The organism is Kitasatospora cheerisanensis KCTC 2395 (assembly GCF_000696185.1).
GTDB lineage: Bacteria > Actinomycetota > Actinomycetes > Streptomycetales > Streptomycetaceae > Kitasatospora > Kitasatospora cheerisanensis.
In genome coordinates, this window is the sequence record NZ_KK853997.1 from 4,217,411 (window position 1) to 4,238,262 (window position 20,852).

Genomic DNA, 20,852 nt, shown 5'->3' on the forward strand with positions numbered 1-20,852 from the left:
ATGAGCGGGGACAGCGGCGGTCCCGGGCAGCAGCCCGGCGGCCAGTGGGGCTACGGACAGCCCTACGGCCAGGGCCACGGCCCGGGTTACGGGCACACGGGCTGGGGAGCGGGAGCCCCCGGCGGGTGGGGGCACGGTCCGTGGGGGACCACGCCGCTCGCCCCGAAGCCGGGCGTCGTCCCGCTGCGGCCGCTGTCGTTCGGCGAGATGTTCAGCGCCGTGTTCGACACCGTCCGCCGGTACTTCAAGGCGCTGTTCCTGCCGCTGCTGGCCGTCACCGGCATCGGCGCGGTGCCGGTGGTGGTGCTCGCGGTGCTCTTCACGGGCAACCTGCGCGACGCCCTCGACCGGCTGCCGGACGACGGTTCGGCGACCGGCCGGCAGGTGTGGGACGTGTTCGGCCCGATGCTGGTGCTGGGCCTGGTGTTCCTGCTGGTGCTGCTCGCCCAGTACGCGGTCGCCGGCCCGGTCTCCACGATCGTGCTGCGCGCGGCCGCCCTCGGACGCCCGATGACGGCCCGTCAGGCCTGGCGCGAGGCCATGCCCCGGGTGTGGCCCGCACTGCTGTCGCAGGCGCTGGTCATTGTGCCGGTGATGCTGCTGGCCGTCCTCGCGATCGTGGGTCCGATCGCCTGGGCGGTGGCCGCCGACAACCCGCTGATCGGGCTGTTCGCCTTGGTGATGGTCCCGGCCGCGGTGGTGGCCGCCGTCTTCGTCAACATCCGCCTGGTCCTGCAGGTGCCGGTGCTGGTGCTGGAGGAGACCACCGCGGTCGGCGCGATCCGCCGGGCCTGGCGGCTCAACGAGGGCAACTGGTGGCGCAGCCTGCTGCTGTCCTTCGTGGTGTGGCTGATCGGCCGCCTCGCGTCCAACATCGTCAGCTACCCGTTCGGCATCGTCCTCTCCGCGGTGATGCCGAACACCGACCCCTACGTCTACGACTACGACACGCCGCCGACCGCCGCGCTGCCCGGCACCGGTGCGCTGACCACCGTGGTGGTGATCGGCCTGCTGTTCGTGCTGCTGGTCGTCGCGGCGACCGCCCCGCTGACGCCGCTCGCCAACGGCGTGATGTACATCGACCGCCGGATCCGCAAGGAGCGCCTGGACGTCGCCCTGGCGGAGGCCGCCGGCATCCGGCTGGGCGACCCCACCGGGTACGCCGCCCCGCCCGCCCAGCCCACGCCGCCGGCCCCGTCCGCCCAGCCCGCCCCGGCGGCCCAGCCTGCGCCGCCGGCCCAGCCCGCGCCGCCCGCCGAGGCTCCGGCAGCCCCGCCCGCCAAGGCTCCGGCAGCTCCGGTCGCCCCGCCCGCCGAGGCTCCGAAGGCCCCGCCGGCCGACGCCCCGCCGGTGCTGCCGGCCCAGCCCGGCACGCCTGCTGACGCTCCGTCGGACGCATCTGCTCCGTCTACGAAGGATGACTCGGACGCGGGCTGATCCGGGCCGGGTTGCGTTTCGATCACGGACTGCCCGATTGACGCGGGATTACGGCATTCGCCCGCCCAATCGTGTTGTTGACGACTGCACAGGGCTCCCATAATTCGTGCACCGCATGTGAAGCCGGTGTCCGAGTCGGCCCGGGGGACGGCTCGCCGCTGCCGTGCGGTCATCCATGTGCACTCTGGGGGGAGACCCTTGTCCGTTTCCGAACCGACCCCTGGTCAGGTGCCGGCCGCCACGCCTGCCGAGCAGCCGCCGGTCACCGAGTCCAACCCGTTCGCCCCGACCGCGCCCGACCCGGAGAACGCCGGGGCCGTGCCGTCCGACGCCCCGCAGCCCGCTGCCGCGGGGCGCGGACTGCCCCGGGCGGCGGGCGTGGCGCTGACGGTGGCCGCGCTGCTCGCCGTGACCGCGACCAGCGCGGCCGTCACCGTCGTGGTCGGCCGGCCCGACCCGGCCAAGCGGGTGGCCGCCGCCCCGGCGGCCACCGCGAGCGCCTCGGCCAGTGCGAGCGCCAGCGCCTCGCCCAGCCCGACGCCGACCCCACCCCCGCCGCGACCGTGGCGCCGCGCCCGGCCAGCACCCTGCAGGGCAGCGTCTCCGGCGGCAAGCACAGCGGCGACCTGCGCTACTTCCTGCTGCCGGTGCCGGACAACGCCGACCCGTACGGCTCGCCGGACGGCGCGATGCTGACCACGGAGGACCTCCAGGCGCAGTACAGCGACAGCGTCGACATCAAGGAGGTGCTGGACTCCTGGGGCTTCAAGGACGCCGCCGGCCGCACCTACCGCCTCCGTGACGGCAAGACCGAGATCCGCTCCGAACTCAAGCGCTTCGGCCGCACCGACCGCGCGCAGGGCTTCGCCGACCACTCGGGCTACGGCGACAACTCCTTCGACATCGACGGCGTGTCCAACGCCAAGGGCTACATCTTCAAGCCCAAGGAGCAGGCGTACACCGGCGCCCTGATCGGCATCGGCGTGGTCGGCGACGTGGTCTACGAGATCACCGTCGAGGTGCAGGGCGACCCCGACAAGGCGCTGCTCTTCGACGCCATGAAGCGCGAGCGCGACCGCCTCACCAACGGCTGACGGCCGTCCCGAACTCTTCTTCCAGGAGCACCAGTTGAGCACCGAGTCCACGGGCGCCGCGGAGCCCGGGGCGGCCGCCGCCGTGCCGTCCGAACCCCCGGCGGCAACCCCGCCCGCCGAGACCGCCACCGAGAACCCCACCGAGAACGCCGCCGAGACCGAAGTGGCGCCGCCCGCCGCGGCTGACGCCCCGTCCGACGGCCCGTCCGAAGTGCCGCAGGACGGGCCGGCCGAGCAGGACGAGCCGAACGAGCAGGGCGAGCCGGCCGAGCCGGTCGCTGAGGGTGTCGAACCCGCCCGCAGGAAGCGGAAGTTCGGAGTCGGCGCGCTGTTCCTGACCGCCGTGGTGGCCGGGCCGCTGATCGGCGTCGGCGTCGGCTACGGCATCCAGGCGGCCCGCCCGGCGACGCCGCTGCCGGCGCTGGAGGCGCCGAAGCTCAGCTACCCGGCCGAGCGGGTCGACGCCAAGGCGCTGGCCGCGGCCGGCCCGCAGCCGCTGAACATCGACGGCGACCTGCGCGACCTGCTGATCAAGCGTCCGGACGGCAGCCAGGACGAGACCGACGGCGACGGCGACGGCTGGCTGACCGTCGCGGACCTGGCGGAGTACCGCGGCGACAGCGCCCGAGAGTTCACGGACCTGCTGGCCGACGGCCTCCGCCGGACGGCGTCGGTCAGCTGGTCCTCCGGTGACGTCAAGTACCGGGTGAAGCTGATGCAGTACACGCCCGAGGCGGTGAACAAGGTGATGCTCGGCATGATGCCCCGCAGCACCACGGACATGGACCTGTCGCAGATCGCGGGCAATGACGACAGCCTGATCATGACCTCCAAGGTGGAGTACACCTACGCCCGCAGCACCGAGAAGTACTACTACGGCGAGGCACTGGCCCGGAAGGGCACCGTGCTGATGGACATTCAGGTCTACGGCAAGAACCCGGTGGACCGGGTCCAGCTGGCGGACGTCGCCAAGCGACAGTGGGAGCGAATCGCGTGACCGACATCGAATCCCCCGAGCCGGTCGCCGAGCCCACCGTGCCGTCGCCGACCAAGCCGGCGGTCGAGCCGGATGCCGAACCCGCCCCCGCCGCACCGGAGTTGGCCGAGCAGGAGGCCCCTGCTCCGGCGAAGCCCCGGCGTACCGCGCTGAAGGCGGTCGCCGCGGTGGTCGCGGCGGCGCTGGTCGGCGTCGGCATCGGCGAAGCGATCATCAAGGTCCACTACAGCGACGAACCGGCGCCCGCGGCCGCGGCGCCCGCCGCCCCCTCGGCGAGCCCGACCCAGGCGTGGGGCGCGAAGTCCAACGGCAACCACTTCGGGAGCCTGCGCGACCTGATGCTGCCGGTGCCGTCCGGCTGGCGGCTGGGCCCGGACTACAAGTCGATCGGCAACGACCACGAGATCCGTGACACCGACCTGGACAAGGTGCTGAAGGAGACCCTCGCGGACGTTCCGGAGAAGTACCGGAAGGACGCCGAGAACGCCCTGTCCTCGCTGCACATCCAGGGCATCGGGGCGCGCACCCTGGCCTCCACGGACAACTCGACGATGGTGACGCTGGTGCTGAGCCAGTACAACCAGCAGGCGGTGGCCGCGGAGAACAACTCGTACGGCAAGTGGTACACGGACAACGAGCTGTACCGGGTGGGCCCGGGCGTCGCCGGCCACGCGGAGGCGCACTGCGCGCTGCCGATGCTGAAGGCGGGCGACCAGCTCGACTACCTGCAGTGCTACGCCGGCGTCGGCGACCTGCTGGTGCAGCTGGAGGTCGCCGGGACCGCGCCCCTCGACCAGAACAAGGTCATCGACCTGTTCCGTCAGCAACTCGACCGACTGGCCATCCCGGGAGCCACCGCATGAGCACCGACACCACCCCGAGCACCGGGCCGTCCGAGCCGTCCGAACCGTCCAAGCCCGAGCCGACCGTGCAGGCCGAGCCGGCCGTGCAGGCCGAGCCGGCCGTGCAGGCCGAGCCGGCCGTGCAGGCCGAGTGGGCGGCCCCGTCGGGCGCGGAGAGCACCGCCCCGGACGCCGACGCGGCGGAGGCCAACCCCTTCGCCGGGCCGTTCCCCGAGCGTCCGAAGGCCGACCGGAAGCGGAGGTGGCAGGTCGGCGGCGCGCTGCTGCTGACCGTGGCGCTCGGCTCCGGGAGCGCCGTCCTGATGACGCTGCCGGACCGCACCGACCTGCCCGGTCTGGCCACGCCGAACGACGGCCGGTACGTGTTCCCGGAGTTGGCGCTGCCGCCGCTGCCGGTGGGCGCCTCGGCCCCGTCCGACTACAAGCTCAAGACGCACGCCGCGGACCTGCGGGGGCTGCTGCTGCCGCTGCCCAAGGGCGCGGTCGGCACCGGCCCGTCCGCGGCGCCGAGCCCGAGCGCCTCGGCGTCCGCGTCCGCGAGCGCCGCACCGAGCGCGTCCGCCAGTGCCTCCGCCTCGGCGGGCGCGGCCGCGCTGCCGCCGGTGGCCGGCCGCTGGGTGCCGTGCGACCGGGACATGATGCTGGCCAAGGAGGACAAGTACGCGCAGCGGCTGACCAGCGACGCCTGCCGCGGCGCGGCCGCCCAGGGCTGGAGCGCCAAGGACGGCACCCGCACCGAGCTGCGGCTGATCCGGTTCGGTTCGCAGGACGAGGCGAACGACTTCTTCAACGGCGCCAACCTGATGGGCGCGACCAAGGACATCGAGTCCTCGCACCTGGACGTCGACGGCTCCTACAAGGTGGCGCTGGGCCAGTCGAACGTCCGGCTCTCGGACGCGAAGGCGGGGGACCTGCCGACCGGCCGGATCGGCTGGGTGGCGTGCGGCGACACGGTCGCGCTGATCCAGATGACCAATCCGCAGGGCGTCCCGGAGCAGGCGTTCCGGCAGGTGCTGCTGCTGCAGAGCAGCCTGATGGCCTGACCTGCGGCGACCCGCCGCGACCCGCCGCGACCCGGTACGCGCCGCAAGAACGTCGGCACGTGCCGGAGGAGCGCCGGAAGGCCGCCCGGAACGGCGGCTGACGCGGCGTCAGTGGTGAAGCGGCTCCCGCCCGCCCCCCGAACCCCTAGGGGGCGGGCGCGGAGTGTCATCCCGTGGGCGGATGAAGGCTCGGCCGCCCAGCGCATGTTCCCGGGGTGTGACGAGGACTACGTTGATGACCGTGTCCACAGTCATCAAGACGGACGGCCTCACCAAGAGGTTCCCCCGGGTCACCGCGCTCGACCGGCTCACCGTGGAGGTGCAGCCCGGCGTGGTCGGACTGGTCGGAGCGAACGGCGCGGGCAAGTCCACACTCATCAAGATCCTCCTCGGGCTGTCCCCGGCCACCGAAGGCACCGGCCAGGTGCTCGGCCTGGACATCGCCACCCAGGGTGCGGAGATCCGCGAGCGCGTCGGCTACATGCCCGAGCACGACTGCCTGCCGCCGGACGTCTCCGCCACCGAGTTCGTGGTCCACATGGCCCGGATGTCCGGCCTGCCGGCCTCCGCGGCCCGCGAGCGCACCGCCGACACGCTCCGCCACGTCGGCCTGTACGAGGAGCGCTACCGCCCGATGGGCGGCTACTCGACCGGCATGAAGCAGCGCGTGAAACTGGCCCAGGCGCTCGTCCACGACCCGCAGTTGGTGCTGCTGGACGAGCCGACCAACGGCCTCGACCCGGTCGGCCGGGACGAGATGCTGGGCCTGATCCGGCGCGTCCACACCGACTTCGGCATCTCGGTGCTGGTCACCACCCACCTGCTGGGCGAGCTGGAGCGCACCTGCGACCACCTGGTGGTGATCGACGGCGGCAAGCTGCTGCGGTCCTCCTCCACCGCCTCGTTCACCGAGGCCACCCAGCTGCTCGCGGTCGAGGTCACCGACCACCCGACCGACCGCGACTTCGACGCCGAGGCGGTGCTGCGCGAGCGCCTGACCGCCGCCGGGCTGACGGTGCGCCCCGACGGCAGCCGCATCCTGCTGGTGGAACTCGCCGGCGACGGGACGTACGACACCGTCCGCGACACCGTGGACGACCTCGGCCTCGGCCTGATCCGGCTGGAGCAGCGCCGCCACCGGGTCGCCGAGATCTTCAGCGCCGACCCCGGCGTGCCCGCGGAGCACCAGCCGCAGCAGGCGCAGGAGTCGCACGAGTCGCACGAGTCGCACGACGAGCAGGCCGCGGCCGTGCCGGCAGGAGGCGAGCAGGCATGACCACCCCCGCCCAGACCCACAGCGGCGTCATCCACGACATCGGCTACCGCCCGTACACCGGGCCCCGGTTGGGCCGCGGCTACGCCACCCGTTCGCTGTACGTGCAGAGCCTGCGCGCCGCGTTCGGCCTCGGCCGGTCCGGCAAGTCGAAGGTGCTGCCGTTCCTGCTGCTCGGCGGCCTGACCGCGCCGGCGCTGGCGATGCTCGCCATCGCGGTGTTCGCCAACCTGAAGCAGATGCCGCTGGACTACGCCCAGTACCTGTCCAACTTCTCGGTGCTGACGCAGATCTTCCTGGCCGCGCAGGCCCCCGTGCTGATGTCCCGCGACCTGCGCCACCACGTCGTGCCGCTGTACTTCTCCCGGCCGGCCGGGCGCGGCGACTACGTGGCCGCCAAGTTCGCCGCCATGTTCAGCGCCCTGATGATCATGCTGTCGCTCCCGCTGCTGGTGCTGTTCGTCGGCTCGCTGCTGGCCAAGTTCCCGTTCGGCGACAACCTGGTCCACCTGCTGTACGGCCTGGTCGCCGCCGTCCTGTACGCGCTGCTGTACTCCGCGCTCGGCCTGCTGATCGCCGCCGCCACCCCGCGCCGCGGCTTCGGCGTGGCCGCCATCATGGGCACCCTGATGATCACCGGCGCGATCGCCGCGATCGTCCGCGGCCTCACCGGCGGCTACGACCCGGTCCCGCGGGAGTCCGCGTACTGGGCCGAGCTGATCTCGCCCAGCGGCACCGTCGAGGGCCTGGTCAACCAGCTCTTCGGGATCGGCGGCGACGGCCCCGACAAGCTGCACGCCCCCGGCTCCCTCGGCGCACTGGTGTTCGCCGCGGTGATCGCCCTCGTCACGGCCGGCAGCTACGCGCTGATGCTGCGCCGCTACCGGAACGTCTGAGAGGCAGCCATGGCCGTCATCACCATCGACAAGGTCTCCCGCTGGTTCGGCAACGTGGTCGCCGTCAACGACGTCACCATGACCATCGGACCGGGCATCACGGGCCTGCTCGGCCCCAACGGCGCCGGAAAGTCCACCCTCATCCACATGATGAGCGGCTTCCTCGCCCCCTCCTCCGGCGCGGTCACCCTGGACGGCGCCCAGATCTGGCGCAACCAGCAGGTGTACCGGCAGATCGGCCTGGTCCCCGAAAAGGAGTCGATGTACGACTACCTGACGGGCTGGGAGTTCGTCCTCGCCAACGCCGAACTGCACGGCCTCGCCGACCCCGGCGCCGCCGCGAAGCGGGCCATCGCTCTGGTCGAGATGGAGTACGCCCAGGAACGCCAGACCGGCACCTACTCCAAGGGCATGAAGCAGCGCGTCAAGATGGCCTCCGCCCTGGTCCACGACCCGGCGGTGCTGCTCCTCGACGAGCCGTTCAACGGCATGGACCCCCGCCAGCGCCTCCACCTCATGGAACTGCTGCGCCGGTTCGGCGCCGACGGGCGCACCGTGCTGTTCTCCTCGCACATCCTCGAAGAGGTCGAGCAACTCGCCCGCCACATCGAGGTGGTGGTCGCCGGACGGCACGCCGCCTCGGGCGACTTCCGCGAGATCCGCCGCCTGATGACCGACCGCCCGCACCGCTACCTGGTGCGCTCCAGCGACGACCGCCGGCTGGCCGCCGCGCTGATCGCGGACGGCTCCACCGCCGGCATCGAACTCGACACCGCCGAGAAGGCGCTGCGCATCCAGGCGATCAACTTCCAGGGCTTCACCACCCTGCTGCCCAAGGTCGCCCGCGAGGCCGGCATCCGGCTGTACACCGTCTCCCCGGCCGACGAGTCGCTGGAAAGCGTCTTCTCGTACCTGGTCTCGTCCTGAAGGGCCACCGATGAACACCACCGTCGCCAGGCTCACCGCCCGCGGCCTGTTCGGCCGCCGCCGGATCCTGATCCTGCTGGCCGTCCCGGTCCTGCTGCTGGTCATCGCCGTGATCGCCCGCAACAGCACCCTGGACAAGCTGGAACTCGCCCACAGCATCCTCGGCAACCTCGCCCTGGGCACCCTCGTCCCGATCACCGGCCTGATCGTCGGCACCGGCGTGATCGCCACCGAGATCGAGGACGGCTCGATCGTCTACCTGCTGGCCAAGCCGCTGCCGCGCTGGCAGATCGTCACCACCAAGCTGGCCGTCGCCGTCGGCGCCGCCTGGCTGCTGTCCGCGCTGCCGACCTACCTGGCCGGCCTGATCCTCTACGGCTCCGCGGACGGCATCGCGGCCGGCTACGCCGTCGGCACGCTGGTCGCCGGCGCCGCCTACAGCGCACTGTTCCTGCTGCTCGGCGTGGTCACCCGACACGCGGTGATCGCCGGCCTCGCCTACGCGCTGATCTGGGAGAGCCTGATCGGCAACTACGTCGAGGGCGCCCGCACCCTGTCCGTCCAGCAGTGGGGCCTGTCGCTGACCCAGGCGGTCGCCGCCGACGGCACCGTCACCGCCCCGGTCGGACTGAGCACCGCGGTCTGGCTGCTGATCGTCGCCGCGGTCGGCGCCACCGCGCTGGCCTCGGTCAAGCTGGCCGGGCTCACCCTCAACGGCGAGGAGTAGCCCCCGACGGCGAGGAGCAACCCTCCCGGAGACGCGGAACGGCGGGGACGGCACATGCCGTCCCCGCCGTTCCGCGTGGTCCGTCAGACCGTCCGGTCGCGGCCCGCGCCCCAGCCGGCCACCGCCGCCACCGCGGACAGCGCCAGCATCACGACCAGCGTGGCGTCCCAGCCGCCGGTCAGCTGGTGCAGCGCGCCGCCGCCGACCGGGCCGGCCGCCGCCACCAGGTAGCCCACCGCCTGGCTCATCCCGCCCAGCCGGGCCGCGCCCAGCACGCTGTCGGTGCGCAGCACGATGAACGCCAGGCCCAGGCCCAGCGAGCCGCCCTGCGCCAGGCCAAGCACCGTCGCCGAGGCCCACGCGCCCGACACCGGGGCCAGCAGCAGCCAGGCGATGCCCGCCGCGTTCAGCCCGGCCATGGCCAGCGCCAGCCCGCGCTGCCGGGTCATCCGGCCCGCCGCCAGCGGCACCAGGAACGCGCCGACCACCTGCACCAGGTTGCTGAACGCGAACACCAGGCCGGCTTCGCCGCGCGGCATCCCGTGGTCGGCCAGGATGGTCGGCATCCACGCCACCAGGGTGTACACCAGCAGCGAGGAGATGCCCATGAACGCGCTGATCTGCCAGGCCAGCGGAGACTTCCACGGACTGACCGCGGGCCGCTGCGGCACCGCCGCCGGCGCCACCCGCACCGGCACGGTGGCCTCCTGACGGGCCTTCAGCACCTGCGGCAGCCACGCCAGTCCGGCGACCAGCGCCAGCACCGACCAGGCGCCCAGCGAGGCCTGCCAGCCGCCGCCCAGGGCGTGCTCCAGCGGCACCGACAGCGCGGCGGCCATGGTCGCGCCGACCAGCATGGTGGTCGAGTAGACGCCGGTCATCATCGCCGCCCGGTGCGGGAACTCGCGCTTCACCAGGCCCGGCATCGACACGTTCAGCACCGCGATGGCCACGCCGATCACCACGCAGCCCAGGTACAGCGTCGCCACCGACGGCAGCACCCGCAGCAGCACGCCCGCGCCCAGCGCCAGCACCGCGCCCAGCACCACCCGCTCGGTGCCGAACCGGCGGGTCAGCCGCGGCGTCAGCGGCGCGCCCACGCCCTGGAACAGCACCGGCACGGTGGTGATCAGGCCGCTCGCCGCCGCGGACAGGCCGAAGGTGTGCTGGATCTCCGCCACCATCGGCGAGACCGCCGCCAGGCAGGCCCGCATGTTCAGGGCCACCAGCACGATGCCCGCCAGCAGCAGGGCGGGGTGGGCGAACTTGGCGGTTCGGGTACCGACCTTCGGGTCGAGGACGGGCTGCACGGCACGGGTGACCGACATGGCGGGGCTGACTCTCTGTGCGGGTGAACGAAGAAGGGGGACCGGAGGGTTGACGGCGCGTTACTTGCGCGCGGCGATCTCGGCGAGCAACTGCTCCACCGCCGCCGTCGGCTCCGCCAGCAGGGCCCGACAGGCCGCCTCGGCGCGCTCCGGGTCACCGCTCTCGATCGCGTCGACCAGCGCCGCGTGGGTGCCGATCGCCACCTCGGGCATGTCGTGGTCGCCGAACGCCGCGCGCATCGACTCCCGCACCGAGGCCCCGAAGTAGCGGTACACCTCGGTCAGCGCCGGATTGTGCGCCGCCTCCACCACCGCCGTGTGGAACTCCAGGTCGTGCTCGACGGTGGCCTCCCGGCCGGCCCGCTCCGGGTGCGCGGCCATCACTTCGGCCTCCCGGGCCAGCGCCGCCCGCATCCGGGCCAGGTCGTCCGGGGTGTGCCGCTCGGCGGCCAGCCGGGCCGCCTCGGTCTCCAGCGCGGCACGCACCTCCAGCACGTCCCGCACCCCCGAGCGCTGCACCCCGCGCAGCACCGACGCCGGGTCGCTGGTCGAGCGGACGAAGGTCCCCTCGCCCTGCCGGGAGACCAGCATGCCGGCGTGCACCAGCACCCGGATCGCCTCCCGGACGGTGTTGCGCCCCACTCGCAGCCGCTCGGCGAGCTCGTGCTCGGTCGGGATCCGCGACCCCACCGGCCACGCCCCGCCCGCCAGTTGCTCCCGCAGCTGCTCGATCGCCTCGTCCACCAGCGAACGCCGCCCGGCCGCCTGCAGTCCCTCCACGCCGGGCTCCCTTCACGTGCGCGGTCCGATGTCGGTCATCCTACAACTGCTTTGCCCGGTCATCCTACAACCGCTCTGGCGTGCGGGAACGCGGAGACAACCGGCGGGCCGAACGGTGCCCGGAAGCGGGCGGAGGAGAGCGGTGCGAACGCCGAAGTCGCGTGTCTCACACGGGAGAACGGGAACCGGCGGTCCGTACGCGTCGTTGCTGAGCTCGGAGTGGAGCCCCGGGCCGTGACTCGGCAATGATCCCTTTATATGCTCCGCTCTCATAGCTTCATCCGTCCGCCCAGCAGACGGAGCGGTTGCTGAGGGGCCCGACGGCCGCCTCCGGTGAAGGGTGTACGTATGGCAGGCCAGAGGGCGGGGGCGTCCGACGCGGACGCCGGCTGGTGGGAGAACGTCCCGCCACAGGGCGACCCCTACCGGCAGGACGCGCCCCGTCGCGACGACGCGCCGCCCCCCGGCGTGCCCCGTCGCCGGGCGGCCGGCCACGACGACGCCCCCGCCCCGGCAGCCGCAGTGAGGCCCGCCGCGCCGCCCAGGGCCGCGGCGCCGCCGCGCAGGGCCGCTCCGGACGCCGCGCCGCCCCGAGCCCGAGACCGCGGGCGCCGGAGCGGGCGGCGGCGGCCGGGCCGAAGCCCGCCGCGCCGCCCAGGGGCGCCGCAAGCCCCGCGGCACCAAGAAGATCATCATCTGGTCGCTGGTCGGCGCCAGCGTCGCCGTGGTCGGCACCGGCGGCTACTTCTACTGGCGACTGAACGCCAACATCTCCTCCTTCGACCGCGACGGCATCAGCAAGGACCGCCCGGCGGCCGCCGAGGCCGACGCCCAGGGCCGCCGCCCGATGAACATCCTGCTGATCGGCTCCGACTCGCGCGACGGCGCCAACAAGGACCTCGGCGGCGGCGAGGAGGGCGGCGCCCGCTCCGACACCACGATCCTGTTGCACGTCTACGCCGACCACAAGCACGCCGTCGGCGTCTCGTTCCCCCGCGACGCACTGGTCAACATCCCCAAGTGCATGCTGCCGAACAAGAATTGGACCAAGCCGCAGACCAACGTGATGTTCAACAGCGCGTTCTCGGTCGGCAACAGCGAGCAGGGCAACCCGGCGTGCACCCAGAACACCGTCGAGGCCCTCACCGGCCTCCGCGTCGACCACACCATGGTGGTCAACTTCGAGGGCTTCGCCGCGATGACCAAGGCCGTCGGCGGCGTCGAGGTCTGCCTGCCCAACGCCATCTACGAGAAGGACCTCAACCCCAACCTGCCCAAGAAGGGCAAGGAGATCTACCCCAAGGGCGTGCAGAAGGTCGAGGGCCAGGCCGCCCTCGACTACGTCCGGCTGCGGCACGGCATCGGCGACAACTCCGACGTCGGCCGCATGCAGCGCCAGCAGGCCTTCCTGTCCTCGCTGATCAAGTCGGTCAAGACCAAGGGCATGAGCCCGACCAACCTGCTGCCGCTGGCCGACGCCGCCACCAAGTCGCTCACCGTCGACCCCGACCTGGCCGGCGTCGACAAGCTGCTCGACCTGGGCATGTCGCTCAAGGACATCGACCTGCACGACATCAAGTTCCTCACCACCCCCTGGCACTACGAGAAGGAACGGATCGGCCTCAACCACCCCGAGGTCGACCAGCTCTGGGCCGCCCTCAAGGCCGACCGCACCCTCGACGGCCAGGACGCCAGCGGCGGCGGCGCCAGCCCCGCCCGAGCGAGCCGCCGCGCCCTCCTCCGGCCGCCGGCCGCCCCGGCCGCCAACGGGGCCGGCATCAAGGTCGGCGTCTACAACGGCACCACCACCGGCGGCCTCGGCACCAAGGCCTCCGCGACGCTCAAGGCCGCGAACTTCACCGTCACCATGACCGCCAACGCCGCCAACCAGAACCACGCCACCACCGTGGTCCAGTACGGCAGCGGCCAGAAGGCCAACGCGCAGGCCGTCGCCGCGCTGTTCCCCGGCGCCACCATCGAGGCCGGCTCCGCCGCCGGCATCTCGCTGGTGCTCGGCAAGGACTACGCCGCGACCGCCGGCGGCACCGCGACGGGCGGCGGCGCCGCCGACCCGGGCCCGGTCTCCACCAGCGTCGCCAACGACGCCCGCTCCGCGGACGACGACGTCTGCTCCAACGTCAGCTACGGCAGCTGACCGGACCGCAGCACACGCGAAAGCGCCGCCGGCCCCGGGCCGGCGGCGCTTTCGCCGTTCCTGCCGCTACTGCCCGCCGAGGCCGAACACCCGGTCCAGCACCACGGCCACGCCGTCCTCGTCGTTGCCGACCGTCACCTCGTCGGCCACCGCCCGCAGCTGCTCGTGGGCGTTGCCCATCGCCACGCCATACCCGGCCCAGCGGAACATCGGAATGTCGTTGGGCATGTCGCCGAACGCGATGGTCTCGGCCGCGGTGACGCCCAGCCGGCGCGAGGCCAGCGACAGGCCGGTGGCCTTGGTCAGGCCCAGCGGGAGCAGCTCGACGATGCTGTCGCCGGCCATCACCACGCCGACCAGCTGACCGGCCACCGCCCGGGCCGCGTCGGCCAGTTGATCGTCCGTCAGCTCCGGGTGCTGGATGTACAGCTTGCTGACCGGCGCGGCCAGCAGCTGCTCCGGGGCGACCTCGCGCACTGGCAGGCCGGTCGCGATCCGCAGCCGGTAGCCGGGGCCCGCGACGACCTCGCCGTCCAGGCCGTCCTGGTTGGCGGCGACCGCCAGCGGGCCGACCTCGGCCTCGATCTTGGCGAGTGCCAGCGCGGCCAGCTGCCGGTCCAGGGTCACCGAGGTGAGCAGCTTGTGCGCGCCCGCGTCGTAGACCTGCGCGCCCTGCCCGCAGACCGCTATCCCGGTGTAGCCGATCTCGTCCAGCACCGGCTTCGTCCAGCCGGCCGAGCGGCCGGTGACGATGATGTGCTGCGCCCCGAGCGCCGTGACGGCGCCCAGGGCCTCGCGGGTGCGGGCGGAGACGTTCTCGGCGCTGGTGAGCAGCGTCCCGTCGAGGTCGGTGGCGACCAGCCGGTAGGGCAGGGCGGCGGTGCTCATGCGCGAAGTGCTCCAGGTGCTCCGGGACGACGGGAACGGCGGGCGGCTACCGGGCCGCGGGCTCCAGGACGGCCTTCCCGCCCAGGAAGGGACGCAGCGCCTCGGGCAGCACCACCGAGCCGTCGGCCTGCTGGTGGTTCTCCAGCAGCGCGACGATGACCCGGGGCACGGCCACCAGGGTGCCGTTGAGGGTGGCGAGCGGACGGACGCCGTCCTGGTCGCGCATCCGGATCGACAGGCGGCGGGCCTGGTACTCGGTGGTGTTGGAGGTCGAGGTGACCTCGCGGTACTTGCCCTGGGTGGGGATCCACGCCTCGATGTCGAACTTGCGGGCGGCGGACGCGCCGAGGTCGCCGGAGGCGACGTCGATCACCCGGTAGGGCAGCTCCAGCGCGTTCAGGAAGTCCTTCTCCCACTGGAGCAGGCGGCGGTGCTCGGCCTCGGCGTCCTCGGGCGCGGTGTAGACGAACATCTCCACCTTCTCGAACTGGTGGACGCGGATGATGCCGCGGGTGTCCTTGCCGTAGGTGCCGGCCTCGCGGCGGAAGCAGGAGGAGAAGCCGGCGTAGCGCAGCGGCAGCTTGTCGGCGTCCAGGATCTCGTCCATGTGGTAGGCGGCCAGCGGGACTTCGCTGGTGCCGACCAGGTAGCGGTCGTCGTCCTCTAGGTAGTACACGTTCTCGGCGGCCTGGCCGAGGAAGCCGGTGCCGTCCATCGCGGCCGGGCGGACCAGCGCCGGGGTGATCATCGGGACGAAGCCGGCCGCGGTGGCCTGCGCCATCGCCATGTTGACCAGGGCGAGTTCGAGCAGCGCGCCCGGGCCGGTCAGGTAGTAGGAGCGGGCGCCGGCCACCTTCGCGCCGCGCTCGGTGTCGATCGCGCCGAGCAGCTGGCCGAGCTCGACGTGGTCGCGGGGCTCGAAGCCCTCGGCGGCGAAGTCGCGCGGGGTGCCGATCTCCTCGAGGGTGACGAAGTCCTCCTCGCCGCCGACCGGGGCGGCCGGGTCGATCAGGTTCGCCAGCGAGCGCTGCAGCCGCTCGGCCTCCTCCTTCGCCTCGCTCTGCGCGGCGTCGGCGGCCTTCACCTCGGCGGCCAGCTCCTTGGTGCGGGCCAGCAGGGCGGCCTTCTCCTCGCCCTTGGCGGCGGCGACCTGCTTGCCGAGCTGCTTCTGCTCGCTGCGCAGTTCGTCGAAGCGGGTGCCGGCCGCGCGGCGGCGTTCGTCGGCGGAGAGCAGGGCGTCGACCAGGTCGACGTCCTCACCACGGGAGCGCTGCGAGGTACGTACGCGGTCCGGGTCGTCACGGAGCAGGCGAAGGTCGATCACGGATCCAGCCTACCGGTGGCGCGGGAGCGTTCCGGGCCGCCGGCGGGCGGGCCGGGGCGGCTCCGACGGGCCGGGTTCCGGCCACTGCGGGACTTGGGCCAGTATGTCGCCTTCTGTCCGGAAATCTGGCATCCTGTGCCCGGCCGCCGGCCCGAGGGGTGTGGGAAAGCCGCCCGGGGCTGGGGATAACTCCCCCCGCCCTGTGGATAACCCCGGTGGACAAGGCTTTCGGGGGGCGGTTATCCACAGGTTCGCGCGGGGGCCTGTGGACAGGAGAAAACCCATGGTCCACGGGCCTTCGAACCGGCAATTCCAGGTTTCAAACCTCGATACGGCTTCTCGAGTGAGGGAATTCGCTCGCTCGCACAGGTGATTTGTCGGCGCAGAGGTGACTCTGGTCCGATTAGTCCTTCCTATGGCCCTAGCTGATGATCTGCCCGGGCCTGCGGGTGTCTTTGCCGGTTTGTCGACTCCGGCCCCTCCTGTGGATAACTTCGCCGAAGCTGGGGACAACGGCCCCTGTGGATGCCGGGCCCCGCCCTGTGGATGAACCGCCCCGTCCCCGACCTGCCCGGCAGGGCCCGCACGACGCTGCCGGTGAACGCCGGTCGGCCGGGCAGGTGACGTCCGGGCGTGTCGAAAATGAACGGGGCAGGACCGGCCCCGCCCCGCCCCGGCCGGAAAGGCGTTCTTGCGGAAGCCCCGCGTCAGAGTTCGCCGCGGCCGTCCAGGCAGCGCGACAGCCAGTCCGCGGCGTTCGCGAAATCCAGCTCCGAGGTGCCCTGCCGGAGCGGGAAAGCGGTGCCCCGGTCCGCCCGCGGGTACGAGCCGAGGAAACGCACCTGCGGGCACATCCGCTTCAGGCCCATCAGCGCCTCGCTGACCCGCCGCTCGCTCAGGTGCCCCTCGCAGTCGATCAGGAAGCAGTAGTTGCCCATGCCCTCGCCGGTCGGCCGGGACTCGATCCGCATCAGGTTGATCCCGCGCACCGCGAACTCCTGGAGCAGCTCCAGCAGCGCGCCCGGGTGGTCGTCCGGCAGCCACACCACCATCGAGGTCTTGTCCCAGCCGGTCGCCGAGGACACCCGCCCCGGCCGGCCGACCAGCACGAACCGGGTGGTCGCCGCCGCTGCGTCCTGGATCTCGTCCGACAGCACCTCCAGCCCGTACAGCTCGGCGGCGAACGCCCCCGCCACCGCCGCGTCGTAGCGGCCGTCCTGGACCAGCCGGGCGCCCTCCGCGTTCGACGCCGCCGACTCCCACTGCGCGTCCGGCAGGTTCGAGGCCAGCCAGTGCCGCACCTGCGGCTGCGCCACCGGGTGCCCGGTCACGGTCTTCACGTCGCCCAGCGCGGTGCCCGGGCGGACCAGCAGCGCGAACGAGATCGGCAGCAGCACCTCGCGGTAGATCATCAGCGCGCTGCCGTTGATCAGCTCGTCGCTGGTGGTGGTGACCGCGCCGTCCACCGAGTTCTCGATCGCCACCATCGCGCCCGCGGCGTTGCCCGCCCGCACCGCGTCCAGCGCCGCCGACACCGACGCCACCGGCGTCAACTCCCGCGTCCCCGCCTCCGGCAGGGTGCGCAGCGCGGCCTCCGTGAAGGTGCCCGCGGGCCCGAGATAGGTGTAACGGGTCGCCGACATGACCGCCTCCGAACGAACAGCGCGTATGCATCACGCAGACCTGGCGTCTGCGTCCCCAGCCGCCGTGCCTACTCCGAGTCTGCACAACGGCGCCCCGGTCACCTTAGTCACTCCGTCGGCCCCGCCGTGCCGCCGTCCGGCCGTCGAACGCCGCCCTCCCGCCGGGCGACGGGCCTACCCCTCCAGCAGCGGCTGCCCGACGTACCCGCCCTCCGGCGCACCCGGCGGCACCGCGAACAGCGCGCCCGCCTCGTGCCGCAGGAACCGCGACAGGCCGTCGCCGCGGGCCAGCCGCTGCTGGACCGGGACGAAGCCGCGCGCCGGGTCGGCCTGGAACGCGGCGAACAGCAGGCCCGCGTCCGGCGCGCCGTCGGCCAGCAGGCCGTCGTGGAACGAGAACCCGCGCCGGAGCATCGCCGCCCCGCCGTTGGAGGCCGGCGCGGCCACCCGGACGTGCGCGTCCGGGGCGATCGCCAGCGTCCCGTCCGGGTTCGCCGCGGCCAGGTCGACGGGGGTGCGCTCGCCCGCGTCCGGGCCGCCCGACAGCGGGGCCCCGTCGCTCTTGCGGCGCCCCACCAGGCGTTCCTGCCGGTCCGTCGGCAGCGACTCCCAGTCGTCCAGCAGCATCCGGATCCGGCGCAGCACCGCGTAGCTGCCGCCGGCCATCCAGTCGGGGCCGGTGGCGAACACCTTCGCGGCGAAGTCCGGGTCCTGCGGGCGCGGGTTGTTGGTGCCGTCGACCTGGCCCATCAGGTTGCGGCCGGTCATCGGCCGCGGCGTCGCGCCCGGGGTGCGGGCGAACCCCGACATCTGCCAGCGCGGCGCCGCCACCCCCGCCGCCAGCCGGCGCAGCACCCGCAGCGCGTGCACCGCGACCAGCGCGTCGTCCGCGCCGAGCTGCACCCACAGGTCGCCGTCCGAGCGGGCCGGATCCAGCGCGTCCCCGGGGAACGCGGGCAGCGCGGCCAGCGCCGGCGGGCGGCGGTCGGCCAGGCCCAGCTTGTCGAACAGGCTCGCGCCGAAGCCGAAGGTGACGGTCAGCGAGCTGGGCCCGGCATCCAGCGCGATACCGCCGCCGCCGTCCCCGGCCGGCTCGCCGGCGGCCAGCCGGGCCGCGGCCGCCGACCAGTCCCGCAGCAGGCCGGCGGCCCGGTCCCGCCCCGTCCCGGCGAGCAGGTCGAACGCCGCCCACTCGACGCGAGCCTGCGCGGGCTCCACGATCCCGGCCTGCCGGGCCCCGTGGAACGCCACCCGGCCCTCGCCCAGCAGCTCCGTCCGCTGCCGCGCGGACGCCCGCCCGCCCCACGCGCCGCCGGCCGCCCCCACCACCAGGCCGGCCCGGCCCCGCCGAGCACCGCCCGGCGGGAGACCGCGGGTATCCCCGTCACTGGCCGACCTTCAACTGCTGGGTGGCCGTCACCTGGTCGATGTCGGAGGACCTGACGGTCACCGACACCACCCACACGCCCGCCAGCGGCAACTGCGCGGTGCCGCTCCACGACCCGGTGCCCTGCGCCTCCAGGGTGGTCGGCAGCGGCCCCAGGTCCCGGTCCGGCAGGGTGAAGGCCAACTGCACCTCGGGCACCTCGACCGGCTGCCCGGCCGCGTCGGTCAGCTTGAGGGTGACCGCGTTCGGCCCGGTGCCGACCGGGTTGACGGTGACGACGGCGGTGCCCTTGGCGTTGGGCGTGCGCCCGCCGGTGTCGTACGGCAGCTTCAGCTCCTGCGTCCGGCCCGGCACCTGGGAGGCCCCGCCGCCGGGGCCGCGCCGCCCGCGCCGGGCTGCGCGGCGATCGCCTGCGCGACCCGCCCGGGCGGGGAGTTGGTGAGCATCGTGGTGACGACCAGCACCAGCGCGGCGACCGTCGTCTCGACCAGCACGCTGCGCCGCAGCCCGGCCCGGGTCGGCGAGCCCTCGACGGCGCGCCGCTCGTGCGCCCGGGCCCGCACCGCCCGCTGGCGGGCGAGCTGCGCGGCCCGCTCCGGGTCGGCGTCCCCGGCCCGGTCTCCCCGGCCCCGGTCTCCTCGGCCTCGGTCTCCTCGGCCGGGGCGTTCCCGGTGGTGGCGGGAACGGTGACCGCCCCGGCCGGGACGGCGACCGCGGCCGGCTCGTCCGCGGTGCGCAGCCGGGCGGTCCAGGCGCGGGAGATCCAGGCGACGCCGAGCATCGCCGCCACGCAGCCGATCTTGATCAGCAGCAGCCGCCCGTACTCGGTGTCCACCAGCGCGCCCCAGCTGCCCAGGCCGCGCCAGGACTGGTAGACGCCGGTCGCGGCGAGCACCGCGACCAGCCAGAACGCCAGCCGGGAGAAGCGGTCGACGGCGGCCGCGGGCAGGCCGTGGCGCAGGCCGGCCACCAGCACGGCGAGGCCGCCGAGCCAGCCGGCCATGGCGAGCAGGTGCAGCGCGGCCAGCGGCAGCGCCAGCGGGACCTGGATGCCCACCGAGGAGTGGTCGGCGCCGACCCAGGTCGCGGACAGTGCGATGGCCAGCGCCAGCCCGGCCAGGCCCAGCCCGAGCCGGGTGTCGCGCTGCGGGCGCTCGGCGGCGGCCCGCTCCAGCCGGCGCAGCTCGGCCTCCTCCTCGTCGAGCTCCCCGTCGGTGTCCGCGTCGGTGGCGGCGGTCGGCTTCTGCTGCAACCCCAACTGGCCGACCAGCAGCGACAGGAACACGCCGGCCGCGGCCAGCAGCAGCAGGCGGGCGGCCAGCGCGGTGCCGATCCGCTCGTCCAGGGTGGCGCGCACCAGCGACAGGTCGAGCGCCTGCCCCAGCCCGGTGCCGCGCTCGTACGGGCCGCGCAGCATCAGCACGGCGACGGTGGACAGCAGCAGCGCGACCCAGCCGGTCATCAGCAGCCGCTGCACGCCGCGCACGGCCGCGCCGCCCGGCCAGACCACGATCACGAACGCGGCGGCGCCGGCCAGCAGCGCGAACGCCCCGTAGGCGACGGTCCGGGCGGTGCCGTAGGCGAACGCCACCGCGCCGTCGGCCTTGGCGCCCTGCACGGCGGAGGCGTTCACGGTGGTGTCGGAGGGCGCGCCGATGGAGAAGACGAACGCGCCGCCGATCGGGTGGGAGTCCTCCGAGACGGCCCGCCACGCCACCGTGTAGGTGCCGTTCTCCAGGCCCTGACGGAGCGCCACCCGGGCGGTCGCGGCCTTGCCGTCGACGTGCTCGGGCCGGCCGTCGTCGACGGCGTTGCCCTTCGGGTCGAGTACCCGCACCGAGTCGGCGGCCAGCGACACGCCCTCGCTGAAGGTCAGCGTGACCGCGGCGGGCGCGGTCGGCACCACCGAGCCCTGCGCCGGGTCGGTGCCCTCCAGGGTGGCGTGCGCGGACGCCGCCGTCGCCCCGCCGAGCACCAGGGCGAGCGCCGCCACCAGCACCGCCAGCAGCGAACCCAGCCGTCTCCGTCCCACCGCCGTCATCACCTGTGCGCCTCTTCTCGTCGCCACGCGGTCTGCTGCCATCGCCGGG

General features: G+C 73.6%; 18 protein-coding genes and 1 pseudogene. 10 read left to right on the forward strand and 9 right to left on the reverse strand.

From position 1 onward, the window contains the following. Nucleotides 1-1,437, forward strand: a complete 1,437-nt coding sequence (locus KCH_RS19160; protein ID WP_035864570.1) for a hypothetical protein — start codon at nucleotides 1-3, stop codon at nucleotides 1,435-1,437. Between the two features lie 224 nt (nucleotides 1,438-1,661). Here KCH_RS19160 and KCH_RS19165 read toward each other — a convergent pair whose 3' ends face one another. Continuing rightward, nucleotides 1,662-1,928: a hypothetical protein gene (locus KCH_RS19165; RefSeq protein WP_035864571.1), complete on the reverse strand. Its 267-nt coding sequence runs from the start codon at nucleotides 1,926-1,928 to the stop codon at nucleotides 1,662-1,664. 72 nt (nucleotides 1,929-2,000) lie between these two features. On the opposite strand from KCH_RS19165, the gene KCH_RS19170 reads away from it, so the two are divergent. The 8 genes from KCH_RS19170 (at nucleotide 2,001) to KCH_RS19205 (ending at nucleotide 9,257) form a co-directional block, all read left to right on the forward strand. Further along, entirely contained in the window at nucleotides 2,001-2,531 is a 531-nt protein-coding gene (locus tag KCH_RS19170; RefSeq protein WP_035864573.1) for a hypothetical protein, read from the forward strand. A gap of 34 nt (nucleotides 2,532-2,565) precedes the next feature. Beyond that, entirely contained in the window at nucleotides 2,566-3,528 is a 963-nt protein-coding gene (locus KCH_RS19175) for a hypothetical protein (protein WP_035864574.1), read from the forward strand. Beyond that, nucleotides 3,525-4,391, forward strand: a complete 867-nt coding sequence (locus KCH_RS37500; RefSeq protein WP_051653219.1) for a hypothetical protein — start codon at nucleotides 3,525-3,527, stop codon at nucleotides 4,389-4,391. The genes KCH_RS19175 and KCH_RS37500 overlap by 4 nt, the downstream gene beginning before the upstream one ends. After that, on the forward strand, nucleotides 4,388-5,434 hold the full coding sequence (locus KCH_RS19185; RefSeq protein ID WP_035864575.1) for a hypothetical protein: 1,047 nt from the start codon (nucleotides 4,388-4,390) through the stop codon (nucleotides 5,432-5,434). Before KCH_RS37500 ends, KCH_RS19185 begins: the two co-directional genes overlap by 4 nt. Nucleotides 5,435-5,669: 235 nt before the next feature. Continuing rightward, nucleotides 5,670-6,710 (forward strand): ABC transporter ATP-binding protein, encoded by a 1,041-nt coding sequence (locus tag KCH_RS19190; protein WP_051653220.1) that lies wholly within the window; start codon nucleotides 5,670-5,672, stop codon nucleotides 6,708-6,710. Continuing rightward, on the forward strand, nucleotides 6,707-7,603 hold the full coding sequence (locus tag KCH_RS19195) for an ABC transporter permease (protein WP_035864578.1): 897 nt from the start codon (nucleotides 6,707-6,709) through the stop codon (nucleotides 7,601-7,603). The genes KCH_RS19190 and KCH_RS19195 overlap by 4 nt, the downstream gene beginning before the upstream one ends. Before the next feature lie 9 nt (nucleotides 7,604-7,612). Further along, on the forward strand, nucleotides 7,613-8,530 hold the full coding sequence (locus tag KCH_RS19200; protein WP_035864579.1) for an ABC transporter ATP-binding protein: 918 nt from the start codon (nucleotides 7,613-7,615) through the stop codon (nucleotides 8,528-8,530). A gap of 10 nt (nucleotides 8,531-8,540) precedes the next feature. Further along, nucleotides 8,541-9,257, forward strand: coding sequence for an ABC transporter permease (locus tag KCH_RS19205; RefSeq protein WP_035864581.1), 717 nt, complete (start codon nucleotides 8,541-8,543; stop codon nucleotides 9,255-9,257). Nucleotides 9,258-9,340: 83 nt separating this feature from the next. Here the strand turns inward: KCH_RS19205 and KCH_RS19210 are convergent, their stop codons facing one another. Together KCH_RS19210 and KCH_RS19215 are read right to left on the reverse strand one after the other, a co-directional pair. Beyond that, nucleotides 9,341-10,585: a CynX/NimT family MFS transporter gene (locus tag KCH_RS19210; RefSeq protein ID WP_035864582.1), complete on the reverse strand. Its 1,245-nt coding sequence runs from the start codon at nucleotides 10,583-10,585 to the stop codon at nucleotides 9,341-9,343. A gap of 60 nt (nucleotides 10,586-10,645) precedes the next feature. Continuing rightward, nucleotides 10,646-11,365, reverse strand: a complete 720-nt coding sequence (locus tag KCH_RS19215) for a FadR/GntR family transcriptional regulator (RefSeq protein WP_051653221.1) — start codon at nucleotides 11,363-11,365, stop codon at nucleotides 10,646-10,648. Nucleotides 11,366-12,089: 724 nt separating this feature from the next. Between KCH_RS19215 and KCH_RS19220 the strand changes: the two genes are divergently transcribed. After that, a complete protein-coding gene (locus KCH_RS19220; RefSeq protein ID WP_244305370.1) occupies nucleotides 12,090-13,520 on the forward strand; it encodes an LCP family protein in 1,431 nt (476 codons plus the stop codon). Between the two features lie 66 nt (nucleotides 13,521-13,586). On the opposite strand, the gene KCH_RS19225 is transcribed toward KCH_RS19220, so the two are convergent. The 6 genes and pseudogenes from KCH_RS19225 to KCH_RS44640 form a co-directional block, all read right to left on the reverse strand. Further along, nucleotides 13,587-14,408, reverse strand: coding sequence for an HAD family hydrolase (locus KCH_RS19225; RefSeq protein WP_035864583.1), 822 nt, complete (start codon nucleotides 14,406-14,408; stop codon nucleotides 13,587-13,589). 46 nt (nucleotides 14,409-14,454) lie between these two features. Then, nucleotides 14,455-15,732 carry a serine--tRNA ligase gene (gene serS, locus KCH_RS19230; RefSeq protein WP_035864585.1) on the reverse strand — a complete coding sequence of 426 codons (1,278 nt, stop codon included), beginning with the start codon at nucleotides 15,730-15,732 and terminating at the stop codon, nucleotides 14,455-14,457. Between the two features lie 707 nt (nucleotides 15,733-16,439). Beyond that, nucleotides 16,440-17,375 (reverse strand): prephenate dehydratase, encoded by a 936-nt coding sequence (gene pheA, locus KCH_RS19235; protein WP_035864587.1) that lies wholly within the window; start codon nucleotides 17,373-17,375, stop codon nucleotides 16,440-16,442. A 174-nt stretch (nucleotides 17,376-17,549) separates the two neighbouring features. Next, a complete protein-coding gene (locus tag KCH_RS19240; RefSeq protein ID WP_341865390.1) occupies nucleotides 17,550-18,593 on the reverse strand; it encodes a Dyp-type peroxidase in 1,044 nt (347 codons plus the stop codon). Between the two features lie 166 nt (nucleotides 18,594-18,759). Then, entirely contained in the window at nucleotides 18,760-19,116 is a 357-nt protein-coding gene (locus KCH_RS44635; RefSeq protein ID WP_244305669.1) for a FixH family protein, read from the reverse strand. Nucleotides 19,117-19,534: 418 nt separating this feature from the next. Further along, nucleotides 19,535-20,845, reverse strand: a pseudogene (locus KCH_RS44640) (copper resistance CopC family protein); the annotation flags it as partial. Between the last annotated feature and the right edge of the window lie 7 nt (nucleotides 20,846-20,852).